9 protein-coding genes and 1 pseudogene are annotated in these 13332 nt (G+C 69.1%); all 10 read right to left on the bottom strand.

What is annotated here, in order from left to right; translation table 11 throughout:
- Positions 1-56: 56 nt before the first annotated feature.
- The 10 genes and pseudogenes from BWQ93_RS00355 to BWQ93_RS00310 all read right to left on the bottom strand — a co-directional run bounded on the left by BWQ93_RS00355 (position 57) and on the right by BWQ93_RS00310 (position 13329).
- Positions 57-923 (bottom strand): cupin-like domain-containing protein, encoded by an 867-nt coding sequence (locus tag BWQ93_RS00355; RefSeq protein ID WP_077028786.1) that lies wholly within the window; start codon positions 921-923, stop codon positions 57-59.
- Positions 920-2125 (bottom strand): GNAT family N-acetyltransferase, encoded by a 1206-nt coding sequence (locus BWQ93_RS00350; RefSeq protein WP_077028785.1) that lies wholly within the window; start codon positions 2123-2125, stop codon positions 920-922. The genes BWQ93_RS00355 and BWQ93_RS00350 overlap by 4 nt, the downstream gene beginning before the upstream one ends.
- A 235-nt stretch (positions 2126-2360) precedes the next feature.
- Positions 2361-4256, bottom strand: coding sequence for an XrtA/PEP-CTERM system amidotransferase (locus BWQ93_RS00345; RefSeq protein ID WP_077028784.1), 1896 nt, complete (start codon positions 4254-4256; stop codon positions 2361-2363).
- Between the two features lie 11 nt (positions 4257-4267).
- On the bottom strand, positions 4268-5779 hold the full coding sequence (xrtA, locus tag BWQ93_RS00340; RefSeq protein ID WP_077028783.1) for an exosortase A: 1512 nt from the start codon (positions 5777-5779) through the stop codon (positions 4268-4270).
- Entirely contained in the window at positions 5776-6981 is a 1206-nt protein-coding gene (locus BWQ93_RS00335) for a TIGR03087 family PEP-CTERM/XrtA system glycosyltransferase (protein ID WP_077028782.1), read from the bottom strand. The genes xrtA and BWQ93_RS00335 overlap by 4 nt, the downstream gene beginning before the upstream one ends.
- Positions 6981-8024, bottom strand: a complete 1044-nt coding sequence (locus BWQ93_RS00330) for a FemAB family XrtA/PEP-CTERM system-associated protein (protein WP_077032109.1) — start codon at positions 8022-8024, stop codon at positions 6981-6983. Before BWQ93_RS00330 ends, BWQ93_RS00335 begins: the two co-directional genes overlap by 1 nt.
- Positions 8021-8881: an XrtA system polysaccharide deacetylase gene (locus tag BWQ93_RS00325; RefSeq protein ID WP_077028781.1), complete on the bottom strand. Its 861-nt coding sequence runs from the start codon at positions 8879-8881 to the stop codon at positions 8021-8023. The genes BWQ93_RS00330 and BWQ93_RS00325 overlap by 4 nt, the downstream gene beginning before the upstream one ends.
- Positions 8882-9576: 695 nt before the next feature.
- Positions 9577-10548: pseudogene (locus tag BWQ93_RS21440) on the bottom strand (XrtA/PEP-CTERM system-associated ATPase); the annotation flags it as partial.
- 19 nt (positions 10549-10567) lie between these two features.
- Positions 10568-12298, bottom strand: a complete 1731-nt coding sequence (locus BWQ93_RS00315) for a hypothetical protein (protein ID WP_083720446.1) — start codon at positions 12296-12298, stop codon at positions 10568-10570.
- Positions 12299-12300: 2 nt separating this feature from the next.
- Positions 12301-13329, bottom strand: a complete 1029-nt coding sequence (locus BWQ93_RS00310; RefSeq protein WP_077028779.1) for an AAA family ATPase — start codon at positions 13327-13329, stop codon at positions 12301-12303.
- Between the last annotated feature and the right edge of the window lie 3 nt (positions 13330-13332).

Below are 13332 nucleotides of genomic sequence, written 5' to 3'. Positions count from 1 at the left end.
CCGCCCCCGATTGTTACCCCGGGATAAGGCAGGCAAATTTCAAAGCAAGGGGGTTCCTATTCGACCAGCCGCAACTTGCGCGCCACGCGCCAGCCCAGTGATTTGAACCAGGCGTAGCTCGGCCAGCGCGGCGGCATCGCGGGGTCGAATCCGATACGTCGGAGCGCCGCATTGGCGGCATGCGCCTCGGACTCGCGGTAGCTCCATTCGCTGCGCCAGGTGATCGACAGCGAGATCGAGGGGGCGTCGCCGTTGGCGACATAATGCGGCGCCATCACCGGCATCAGCACGGCGTCACCGGGCACAAGAGGCACCGCCTGCTGCCCCCCCTCGTAGCCCGTGTCCCAGGGCAGGTTGCGGTGGCCGCCGGTGTGATAGCGTTCGTGCTCGCGGCGGTGCGCGAAACGCTCGTCGCCCGCGGGCCAGACGTTCATCACCTTGGTGCCGCGCAGTTGCAGCAGGATATTATGCTCGGGATCGAAGTGGAAGGGCGTGATCGATCCGGGCGACGAGATGAAGATGAAACCCTGCGGCGTCAGCATCGCGCCGGTGCGCGGCTGCACGACGGGTTCGAGTTCGCCGAGCAGGCGCATCAACAGGTCGCGATAGTCGGGCACGGTCTCGATATTCTTGAGAACCGCCCAACTGCGGTTGGTATCGATCGTACGGATCGTCTCGCCGATCGACAGGCCGTTCGAGGGAATCTCTTCGGGCAAGATGCCGATCGGGACATTGCCGGGATTATATTCGACCTGTGAGGCCGGCAGGCTCTCGCCGAGCAGCGCCAGCGCTTCGAGCGATAGCAGGGGATGGTCAAGCAAGCGGTGGTGCAGCAGCCCGGCCTGCAGCGGATAGAGCGCCTCCATCGTCTCCAGCGTTTCGGCGGGAAAGACGGGGCGGTCGAAGACTTGGTGCGCGGTCATGGCTGATCCTGTTCCTCAGGGGTTTCGGCGGGCGCGGGTTCGGCGCGTTTCCAGCGGCGCCAGGCTTTTTCGGCTTTGGTGAGCAGGGAGAAGCGCAGGCGGTCGCCCGCGCCGCCGAGCGGGACGTTGACCCAGACCAGCGCGCGGCGCTCGCGCCAGACGCTGTCGATCATCGGATGGCCGGGTGCGGCGCAGCTATCGACCCAGGCGATGCGCTCGTCGGCAAGCAGGTCGAGGTTCGCCTGTTGCAGCAGCACCCCGGGCGAGAAGCGCGCATAATCCTCGTCGAAGGCGGTCTTGAACGAAAAGCCCCCCGGCGGGGCGAGGAAGTTGATCAGCATCGCGAGCGGCCGGCCATCGAGGTCGAGCGCGCGCATGTCGAGGCGGCCCGCTTCGACAGCGCCCGCGATAATGGCGCGGAACCAGGCCTCGGTCTCACCATGGCTAGCGAGCGCGGATCCGGCGCGGCCCTTCCAGCCGCGTGCCTCGAGATCGAGGAAGGCGTCGGCCCACGGCTCGACCGCTTCGTTCGCGGTCCAGCGGCGGAAAGCGACGGCGCCCTGTTCGGCGAGGCGGTTCGCCTGCCGCCGATGCTCCTTGCGCTTCTTCGCGCGCACCGCGGCCTCCCAATAGGCCTCGGGTGACAGGATACTTTCGAGCAACGCGCGCTCCTCGCGGTGCACCGCCTCGGCCTCGCCGCCGCGCCCGCGCGCGACGTCGACCAAGGCGCGGTGCAGCGGGCCGTCCTCGGTCAGGCGCGACACATGGAGCAAGGTCTTTGCCCAGGGCGCGGCATCGCACCAGCCGAGCAGGATCGACCAGAAGAGGCTTTCGAAACCCGCACGGACGAGCGGAGCGCCGTGGAAATGATTGGGATGCGCCCAGCCCGCGACATGGCGCAGCCGAAGCCGGCCATAGCGCATCGCGGGGGCCAGCGGCATTACGCCGATCACGGGGCCGTCGGCGCCGCACTGCACCATCACCAGCCGCGTATGCCGCTCGGGGTCGAGCAGGTGCAGCGCCGATTGCAGGCACCAGCGCTCGGCAAAGGGATTGGGCTCGCTCGCCGCCTTGGCCAAAGCATCCCACGCCGCGGCGAGCGGCGGCGACAGCGCGAGCGGATCGACGACGCGCACCGTCAGCGGCGCGGCGCCGGCGGACACGGGGGCGGTGTCGACCGGAAAGGCGGGATGGACCGTCATCGGGGTCAGGCTAGCAGGCAGGGGTTAAGATCAGGTGGCTGGCGGGCTAAGCCTTCCCCCTTGATGGGGGAAGGATACGGAGCCTTATCGCGGAGCGATTAGGCGGCGTTGGATGGGGGTGATGGTGCGTCCATGCGCCGCCAGGTCAGGCCGAGAGCCCACCCCCACCGCTGCGACTAACGAACAAGTTCGTAAGTCTCGCTGCCTCCCCCATCGAGGGGGAGGTCATTCGGGCTTAAATCCCGAACAGCTTCGCCAGCGACTTCTCCAGCATGAAGAATTGCCAGATCAGCCGCCCATGGTCGCGCTTGCCGCTCTGGTGCGCAGCGACGATGCGTTCGATCTCGGCCATGTCGAACCAGCCCGACCGCGCCAGCGTCGACGAGGTCGCGAGCCCCTTTGCCGCCTCGACCAGCGGGCCGCGGAACCAGTGCGAGACGGGGGTCACGAAGCCCATCTTCGGGCGATAGAGGATGTCGTGCGGCAGATAGCGTTCCATCGCCTGCTTCATGATCGCCTTGCCCGTGCCGCCCTTCACCCGCATCGACGCGGGCAGGCTCGCGGCGAATTCGATCAGGCGATAGTCGAGCAAGGGCTCGCGCGCCTCGAGGCTCACCGCCATGCTCATCCGGTCGGTCTTGGTCAGGATGTCGCCGGGCAGCCAGATCATCAGGTCGGCATATTGCGCCCGGTCCAGCGCTTCGCGCGCGGGGGCGTCGGCCATTGCTTTCCAATAACGCGCCTCGGCGACATGATCGCCGAGCGCCGTCTTGGCCGCGCCGTTGAACAATCGCGCGCGCTGGTCCGGGCCGGTGACGCCGACCGCCTCGGCATAGCCCTCGGCGCCGCTCGTGGAGAGCGAAGCCAGCGTCGCGCGGGCGCGCAGCGGGCGCGGGGCCCAGTCCATCTGGGGCCAGATCTTCGCCAGCGGGCCAAGGATATTACGGCGGAGCACGCCAGGGATCAGCCCGCGCAGCCGCTCCTCCTGGTGCTGGAACAAGAGGCGGCGATAACCGGCAAAGGCCTCGTCGGCACCGTCGCCCGACAGCGCCACGGTCACTTCCTCGCGCGCGAGTTCGCACACGCGGTAGGTCGGCAGCGCGCTCGCGTCGGCGAAGGGCTCGTCGAACATGTCGGCGATGCGGTCGACGAGGTCGAAGTCGCTCGCCGCCACGGTGCGCGTGCGATGGTCGGTGGCAAAACGCTCGGCGATCTGCTGCGCATAAGCGGTCTCGTCGAGCGCCGCCTGGTCGAAGCCGATTGTGCAGGTCTTGACCGCCTTGCTGCTCGCCTCGGCCATCAGCGCCACAACCGCGCTCGAGTCCACCCCGCCCGACAGAAAGGCGCCGAGCGGCACGTCCGAGACCATGCGATCGGTCACCGCGGCGCGCATCAGATGGACGAGATGCTCGGCGGCCTCGCCTTCGCTCGCGCGGATGCGTTTCGAGAAGTCGGGCGCCCACCAGCGGGTCGGCGCGGGCACGGGCTTGCCGCGTTCGAGCAGCAGATAATGGCCGGCGGGCAGCTTCTGCACGCCTGCGACGATGCAATTGTCGTCCGGGACATAGCCGAGCGCGAGGAAATCCTCGACCGCCGACAGATTGGCTTCCTGCCGCAGTAGCGGGTGGCGGAGGAGGCCCTTGAGTTCGGACGCGAAGGCGAGCGAGCCGTCGGACAGCCGCGCATGGTGCAGCGGCTTCACCCCCAAGCGGTCGCGCGCGAGGAACAGGCATTGGCGCTGGTGATCGTGGAGCGCGAAGGCGAACATGCCGTTGAGACGCGAGAGGCATTCGACGCCCCATTGGCGCCACGCCGCGATGATCACCTCGGTATCGCCGCTGGTGCGAAAGCGGTGGCCGCGCTCCTCGAGCTCGGCGCGCAGCTCGCGGAAATTGTAGATTTCGCCGTTGTAGGTGAGCGTCACCGCCTCGTCGTCGCTCGCCATCGGCTGCGGGCTGCCCGCGATGTCGATGATCGAGAGGCGGAGGTGCGCGAGGCCGACGCCGGGCGCGGTCCAGGTGCCGCTGCCGTCGGGCCCGCGGTGGCTCATCGGGTGCAACATCGCGCGCAGCCGCGCGGGGTCGACCGGCTTTGCCGTGTCCAGATGATAGAGGCCCGCGATCCCGCACATGTTCGTGGGGCTTAGCGGGTTTCGAGCGCGCGGTCAGCCATCGCCTGCGCTCCGCCCGACGCGGAAACGAAATCGGCGATCGCAGACGCGCCCCCCTGCCCCTCCGCGCTCGACAAGATCAGCGACAGCGCGCGCGGATCGCCGCCGAGCAGGCGCGCGCGGAGCCCCGCGAGCTTGGCGGCGCGCGGGCTGCCGGTGACGGCGCCGTCGACGACATAGAAGGTCGCCGCGTCGCGCAGTACCGGGCCGGGGTGGAGCAGCCGTTCGGTCTTGCCGCCGTCGATCGGGGGCAGCGCCGCGCTCCACGCCCATTTGCTGTCGGGATCGACCGCGCCCTGCCCGAAGGCGACGATTTCGCGCCCTTCGGCCTGGCGCTCGTACCCGCCGATCGCGACGGTTACCTGCCGCCGTGCGGGGTCGGTGAAGTGAAGGACGCGCACCTGATCGGCGCCGTCGAAGCGCGGCGACCAGTCGGGGCGCTCGACGATGACCTCGGCCCAGCCCGGCGGGGCGGCGATCGCCATTGTCGCGGGCAGCGGCGCCGCGCGGCCGCCCACCAGCACCGCCCAGCCGGCAAAGACCAGCGGCAGCGCGAGGGCGGCGGGCAGCACGGCCTTGGCGGGGCCGACGAAGCGCGGGCTGCCTTCGAGGCCGGTCACATCGACCGCGGCGTCGTTCGCCGGGCGGTCGAACCAGCGTTTCGCGACGAGCATCACGAGCAGGATGACAAGCCCGAAGAAGACCCAGCCGTAGATGACATGGTCGATCCCGCCCGCGCGCTCAATCCCCCAGATTCCGGCCGCAACCATCGTCGCCCAGGCGCGCACCGCATTGGCGAGGATCGTCGTCGCGAGCGCGGCGGCGACAAAGACAATACGCCGCGTCCAGCTCTTGAAACACAGATGCGCGGCGAACACCGAATAGGCGAGCATCGCGATCAGGAAATTGACCCCCGAACATTCCTCGGCGACCTCGAAGAAGCCCGCGCGGGTGGTGATGAACACGCCCTCGATCTGCGCATCGAGCCCCACGAGGTGGAGCAGGACGATGCTGATCTTCGCGGTGAAGGTCTGGAGCAAGGGCACCAGTTCCTCGCCGAACGGGACGAGGAGCAACGCGTAACCGAGCGGAAAGAGCAGCCCGCGCACCAGCTTTTGGCCGAGCGCGGCGCCGACCGCGCCTTGGAGCATGAGGACCAGGCCGAGCTGGCGGAACAGGCCGACACCCGCCGCCTCGCCGACGAGCCAGGTGAAGCCGCCGCCGCCGAGCCAGATCAGCGCCGGCCACCAATAGGCGGGGGTCAGCGTCTTGAGCTGCGGCACGCGCTGCGCGACGAGCCAGCCGATCATCGGCACCATCAGCAGGCAATGGGTGAAGGGCGCGCTGTTCCACCAGATGCCGGCCATGCCGATCGCGTCGCGGTGGAAGATCGTCAGGATCGCGAGAGACAGCGCGGCGAGCGCGGCCAGGTGCCGCTGCCAGCGCGTCCATTCGCCGGGCCGGGTCAGCGCCGCGGCACTCACGCCGCGAGCCCCAGCAGGCGCCCGAGCGGCGCGAGGCGTGCGTCCCAACCGTAGCGTGTGATCATCCGCGCGCGCGCCGCCTGCCCCATCCCGGCGGCGCGCGCGGGATCGCCGAAGCAGATGCCGACCGCGGCGGCGATCGCCTCGGCGCCGTCGGCAACGAGCAGGTGGGTTCCGGGCTCGGCGTCGATGCCCTCGGCGGCGGCGGGGCTGGCGACGACGGGACGCGCCATCGCCATCGCCTCCAGCAACTTGTTCTGGATGCCGCGCGCGAGCAGCAGCGGCGCGACCACCGCGTCGGCGGCGGCGAGCCAGGGCCGGACGTCGGGAACTTCGCCGGTGACGATCAGGCCGGGAAGCGCGGCGAGCGCCTTCACCTCGTCGGTCGGCGCGCGGCCGACGATCGCGAAGCGCGCCTGCGGGTGGCCGCGGCGAACGAGCGGCAATATGTCGGTGGCGAACCAGCGCACAGCGTCGATGTTGGGGCGATAATCCATCTGGCCGGTGAACACCGCGAGCGGGCCTTCGCCCTGCCCGACCGGTTCGAAGGCAAGCGCGGGATCGAACTTTTCGGTGTCGATGCCGTTCTCGACCGCCTGCACGCGGCGATCGTCGAGCCCGCTGCGGCCGCGGAACAGCGCGGCCTCGGCGGCGCTCACGAACAGGCTGGCGTTGGCGCGCGCGGCGACTTGCGCTTCATAATCGGCGAGGCGGCGCGCTTCGCGAGCGTGGACCCAGTGGAGCGGCTGACGCTTGTCCTGCGCGGCGTAAGTGGCGAATTTGGCGGAGTCGACGTCGACGAAATCCATCAGGATCGGTCCGTCGAATGTGCCGGGCAGATATTGCGCCATCTGTCCCGAGAAGGCGACGATGTGGGTGATCGTGCCTCCCGCGATCAGCGCCTCGACGTGACGCGCGAGCGCGGCATTGCGAAAGAGGCGGTTCGAGACGGGCTCGCCGTGGAGCACCGCCTGCGCGAGCGCGAGCGGGCGCGAAGCGCTCCGAACCTCGATCGACAGGCTGGCGCAGAGCGGTGCCATTTTCGCGCGCGCGGCTTCGGCGTCGGCGTCGTTGTCGGCGAGCGCGGCGACGTGGACGGGGGCGAGCTTCGCCAGCGCCTCGAACATGTGCCAGCTGCGGATACGGTCGCCACGGTCGGGCGGCCAGGGCGCGCGGTGGACGAGGAACAGAATCTCGGCCATCAGCCCAATCCGCGCGCGATCAGCGGTCCGATGCGGTTGGCGGCCCAGAGCGGGAGCTTTTTCCACAGATCGACCTGCAGCCGGTATTTGGCGCTGGTCGGATTAGTGTCGCGCGGGGTTTCGCCCGCGGCGAGCCAACAGGCGTAGGTCAGCGGCTGGGGCTCGAAACCCCAGTTCTTCTTGTAGGCGAAGGGGCCGGTGCCGAGCTTCGAGCGGCCGAAGTCGAAACGCGTGCAATCCTTCGAACGCGCGTGGTTCATCAGCGCGAAGTACATAAGCTCGTTGGCGCGCAGGCCGCGCGCCGAGGCGAGGCCGCCGCCCCAATAGGGCATCACGGTGCCGCGCCAATAGAGGCTCAGAACCGAAGCCACAGGTTCGCCATCTTGATGCACATTGAGGATGTCGGCATCGGAGCCGAAGGCATCAAGAACATGCGAAAACAGCGGCTTGGGGAACACAGGTGTGCCGAGATTGCGGACACTGGTCGCATAGACCCGATAATGTGCCGTTCGGTGCTCTTCGTCGGTGCCCACGGTCACGGTGAGGTCGCTGGCGAGCGCCTTGCGGACTTCGGCGCGCTGCTTGCGCGGGATGGCGAGGAGTTCGGCTTCCTCATCGGCAGCGAGATCGCGGGCGAAGCCGGCGTAGACTTCATCCTCGACATGCCAGCCATCGGGCAAGGGCCCGCCGCGCAGTTCGATCGAGGGGACGCCGAGCGAGGCGGCGAGGTCGACCGCGGCGTCGGCGAGCACCGCGGCGATGTCGTCGCTGTCGGCGAGGATGCCGCCGCCGACCGCGAAGCCGCTGGCGACGAGCGCCTGCCCGAACAAGGGCGAGCGGACATGGTGGAGCGGCAGCAGCCCGACGATGCGGCCCGCGGTGTCGCGCTGCGCGATCAGGTGATGCTTGTGGCCGGTGGCTCGGGTGATTGCCTGGCACCAGGCGCGCGTGTGGAACGGCGTCGCCGCGGGATGCGCGTCGACATAGGCGTCCCAACCCGCGTCGTCGGACTGCGGCATGAAGTCGTGCGCCGGCGCGTTCATGCCGCCGCGCGCCACGGCAAAGCGCGATCCTGCTGCGCGGGAAGCAAGGCGTCGGCGCGCGTCCATTCGAAATCGGCGAGCAATTTCTGGAGCTTGCCGGCCATCGCCGAGAGGCCGCTGTAATGGCGAATCTTCGATTTGAGCGGCGCATCGGCGACGCGCGGCTGGCCGGGGTCGATTTCCCACGGATGGAAATAGAGGATCGCCGGATGCCCCTCGATGTTCATGCGCGCGATCGCCCAGCGCGTGAAGCCATAGGGCAGAAGGCGCATAAAGCCCCCGCCCCCGGCCGCCAGCGTGCGCCCCGCGACGCGCGCAGTGGTGACCGGCCATTCGACGAGGTCGCTGTCGGGCAAGGGGCGCCAGGCATGGCGCGGACTTTGCGGCCAGCCATAATGGTCGTGGACGACGGGCGCGACGCTCGACGAATAGGCATAGCCCTGTTCGGCGAGCACCGCATGCGCCCAGGGGGTACGCGTGTCGACCGAGAAGCTGGGCGCGCGATAGCCGCGCACCGCGACGCCGCCCAGGTCTTCGAGGATCGCCTGCGTTTTCCTGAGGTCCGCCGCGAATTCCGCGGCGGTCATGTTGAAGACGCGCTTGTGGTCGTAGCCGTGGCTTGCGAGTTCGTGGCCCGCGTCGACGATGCGCTTGATCAGCGCGGGATAGCGTTCGGCGACCCAACCCAAGGTGAAGAAGGTGCCCTTGACCCCGGCGTCGGCGAAGATTTGCAGCACCGCGTCGCTGTTCGCCTCGACGCGGCATTCGAGCGTCGGCCAGTCGTCGCGGTCGATCGTGCGCTCAAAGGCGCCGACCTGGAACCAGTCCTCGACGTCGACCGACAGGCCGTTCTGCATCGTTCCTCACCTTCATCGGCCCGCTTGCGCGGCGACCCGGCGCCTCAGGCGGCCCAGGTCTGCGCCGCCGGATCGGGCGACCCGGCGGGGTCACGCTCGACCCAATCGATCAACAAATCAAGCACGCGGCGGAGCGCGGCGTCCTGGTCGGCGATCCGCGCCTCGAGCCCCGCTATCTGGCGCTGGAGCGCGACGAGATGGGCTTCGTCGATCGGCGCCGCGGCAGTGGGCTCGGCATCGACGACAGCCTCGACTTCGGGCACGGGCACGACTTCGACGACCGGCTCGGCTTCGGCGACGGCCTCGACTTCAAGGACGGGTTCGACTTCGGCTTCGGTTTCGAAGGCGCCGAGTTCGAGCGCTTCCTCTTCCTCCGCTTCGACGACCGGGTCGAAGGCCGGCGCAGGCGCGGCGAAAGGCGCGGGTTCGGCGGCCGGCGCAGCGGGCGCAAGACCGAGTTGCTCGGCGACGAGGCTGCGCGCCTCGACGAAGCTGGCGTTGTGCGACGGCGGCAGCGCCTCGACCTCTTCGGGCGCGGCGCGCATCGACAGGCGGTCGAGGCCGAGCGACGCGGCAGGCGGTGCGAAGGGCGGCGGCGCAAGCGGTGCGGGCTCGGGTTCCGGCTCGGCGACGGGTTCGACTGCGCGCGCCGGCCATTGGAGCGGCGCCTCGGCCTCGACCGGCGCAGCGAAGGGCGCGGGCGCCGGTTCGGGCGCGGCTTCGACGACCGGCTCGGGCTCGGGTTCCGGATCGGGCATCGCGACCGCAACCGGGGCGAGCGACGCCACCGGAGCCGGTGGCGCCACGGGCGCGGGCTCGACCGGCGGCGGCACGAGCGTCGCAGCGTCGATGCCGCGGTCGGCCTCGACCTCGGCGACCACCGCACGGACATGTGCGCCGGTGATGCGGTTCTGCTGTTCGACCGCGCCGAACAGCAGCAAGCGGCTGACGAGCACGTTCAATTTGCGCGGCACGCCTTCGCTATGGTCGAAGATTTCCTCGAAGGCGTCGGGGCTGAAGCTGGGGTTGCCGGTCCAGCCAACCTTGCCGAGGCGGTGGAGGATATAGGGCTCGACCTCCTCGGGCTCCATCGGATCGAGGTGGTGCGTCGCGATCACGCGCTGACGCAGCTGTTCGAGCTGCGGCGAGTGGAACAAAGTCTGGCGGAATTCGGGCTGGCCGAGCAGGAAAATCTGCAGCAAAGAATGGCCGCCGAGCTGGAAGTTCGAGAGCATGCGCAGCTCTTCGAGTGCCGAGATGGCGAGATTCTGCCCCTCGTCGACGATCAGCAGCGTGCGGCGGCCAGCGCGCGCCTGTTCGCGGAGGTACTGCTCGATCGAACGCAGCAGTTCGGCCTTGCTCTCGCCTTCCCATTCGAGGCCGAACTGCTCGGCAACGAGACGCAGCAAATCGTCGCCCTCGACCTGGGTCGAGACCAGCTTGACCGCGGTCAGGCGGTTGGGGTCGATCGTGTTCATGAGGTGGCCGACGAGCGTCGTCTTGCCCGCGCCGACGTCGCCGGTGATGACGATGAAGCCCTCGCCCTGTGCCAGACCATAGCCGAGGTACGACATCGCCTTGCGGTGCGTCCCGCTCTCGAAATAGAAAGCCGGATCGGGCGTCAGCTGGAACGGGCGTCCCGTAAAGCCGTAGAACTGATCGTACATAGTCGTCTCTTCCCCGTGATCAGAAATTGTAGCGCAGGCCGACGAGCGCCGAGCCGATGAGCTGGCTGTTGAAGCCGTCCTGGTCGAAATGCGTGATGCTGGCCGCCGCGCTGCCGGTCAGGCCGCGCCAGAAGCGCCGCGAATAGACCAGCGAGCCCCCCGCCGACTGGACGTCGGAGGCGTTCGGCGCACCATTGTCGAAATAATTGTAGAAGCCCGAAAGCGACAGGTCGGCGTCGCGGCCGAGCTGGCGCCCGATCGAGGCGAAGAGATAATAATTCTCGTCGATCGTGCCGTTGAGTTCGGCGATCTGCGACAGCGCGGGCACCAGCAAGCTGCGGCGGTCGTAACCCGCGCCGATGCCATAGCTCCACGGCCCGGCGCGGCTGGTGAAGATGCCCTGGATGCCGCGGCTGCGGAACTGCGCGCCGGTCGCGTTCGACAGGGCATTGTTGAGGCAGCCGCCGCCCTGCGCGCCGAACTGGCAGCTGTTGACGTCGCCGTCGATCGGATTGCGCGTCGGGTCGAACTGCGTCGGCAGGCCCGCGAGGCCCGCGGACAGCCCGCGCCCGAAGCTGGAAATGCCGTCGTAGACGCCGATCTGAATCTGCGTCGCATGGCCGGGACGATAATAGAAGCTGCCGGTATAAATGGTGTCGCCGTAGCGGCGCCCGACGCGCGCCGTGAGCGAGGTGCGGCGGCTGGGCTGCCACATCACGCCCGCGTCCCAGATCAGCCCGTCGGTGTCGAACGACAGCTGGCGCGGGCTGTTCGGGTCGGTGACGAAGCGGCCGTTGGTATCGCGGATCGGCACGCCGTTCGCGTTGACCACCGGGCTGCGCTCGCTGATCTCTATATCCTCATACCCGACGCCGCCGAGCAGGGCCAACGTAGGCCCGATCGGCACGGTCACGTCGGCGCGGGCATATTTGCCCTCGAAACGCTGGTCGAGCTGGCTTGCATCCTCGCGCTCATAGCCGCCCGAGACCTGCCAGCCGAAGGGCAGGTCGCCGGGCTTCTGCCCGACACTGGCCCAGGCGACATGGTTGGTCGAACTGTCGAAAATATCCTGGCTGACCGCGCCGGGCGCGAGGATCGGGGCGTCCTCGACCTCGACCTTGTTGTAGCCGAAGCGGTAGCCGGCGCCGACGTCGAGCCCGCCGATGCGGCGCGCGAAGGTCGGCCCGGCATAGATCGAATAGACATTGGCGGTGTTCGCACCGTTGCCGATGAAGACATCTTCGCCGCCGCTGCCCTGCCCGTCGGCGCGGGTGCGCGTCGCGAGCGCGCCGGCCTCGACGTTGAAGCCGCGCGCGAGTTCGTAGCGGCCGCGCAGAAGCCCGCTGACGGTGTGCGAGTCGCCGAGCCCGCCCGATTCGCCGATGCGATATTCGTAGCGGAGCGTCGCGGCGACCTCGGCGCGGCGCGTCACGATCGACGCGTCGACCCCCGCGGCGAGCGTCGTGTAGGTGAGCACGTCACCGCCGTCGTTGAGATCGGCGGTCAGCACCTGGCCGACTTCCAGATAGGGGCTGACGTCGACGACGCGCTGGCTGCGGCGGTTGCCGCCGCGTTCGCCGCGCTTGTTATCGCTGCCGCTTTCGGCCGCAGGCGCCGACGCGCTATCGCTCGATCCGCCGCCGCTTTCGGGGCCGGAAAATTGCGCATGCGCGGCGGTCGACGTGCCCGCGAGCAGCAGCGCCGCGAGCGTCATGACGCCACGACGGGCGTGGGGGAGAGTGGTGCGCATGGTCAGGCGCCTCCTTGTCCGTAATAGGTGCCGAAGCGGCGGCCGCCGGGCGAATATTTGACGCCGTTGAGCAGCAGCTGGATGTGCGGGCACGCGCCCATCAGGCCGATCGCGTCGCGCAGCGAGGATTCGAGCGTCTCGTCGGCGCGCACGACCATGATCAACTGGCCGACATGGCCAGCGAGCACCGCGGCGGGCGACGCGGCTAGTACTGGCGGCGAATCGAGGATGATGATGCGGCCGGGCGCCCCCGCTTCGAGCTGCGCGAGCAAAGCCTCGGTGCGCGCCGAGGCGAGAAGCTCAGTGTCGTGCATGTGCGCCGTGCCCGCGGGCATGACCTTCAGCCCCGCGATGTCGGTCTGGATCAGGCAGTCGCCGAGCGGCAGGTGCGGGTCGGCGAGCGCGTCCATCAGGCCCGGGCCGTTTTCGAGGCCGAGTGCTTCGAGCACGCTGGGCTTCGCGATGTCGGCGTCGATCAGCAGCACGTCGTGGTCGGTTTCGACCGCAAGGCTGAGCGCGAGATTCACCGCCGAGAAGGTTTTGCCCTCACCGGGGTTCGCCGATCCGATCAGCACACGGTGGCCGCGCGGCAGCACGGGGCGGCCGGGGCCGCCGGTGAAGTTGCGGATGATCTCGCGCTTCACGATGCGATATTCTTCGCTGATCCCGCTGACCGCGGCGCCGGGCACGACCATGCCGCGCGCCGCGAGCTTGTCGCGGTCGATCGTTCCCTGGCGCGTCGGCACGATCGCCGGCGCGGCCTTGGCGATGTCCTTGCGCGGCGAGATTTTCGCCGCGGGTTCGACGACGGGCGCGGGCTCGACCACGGGCTCGAGGATTTCGGCCTTCGGCGCCTCGGGCGCTTCGGCGGCGGGCTCGGACTGCTTCTTCGCCTTGGCCTTTTTCTCGGGCTCGGGCGGCAGGCTAGACAGGTCGATCGTCGGCGCGCCCGCCGCGGGATCGGTGCCGAACATGTCGGCAGCGCGTTCGAGCAGCGAGGGCGTGCGCTTGACGGGGCGGTGTTCGTTCATCTC

It is taken from the genome of Sphingopyxis sp. QXT-31, from assembly GCF_001984035.1.
Classification (GTDB): domain Bacteria; phylum Pseudomonadota; class Alphaproteobacteria; order Sphingomonadales; family Sphingomonadaceae; genus Sphingopyxis.
The sequence above is the reverse complement of the archived record's forward strand: the minus strand, read 5'-3'. Positions and strand labels throughout refer to the sequence as shown.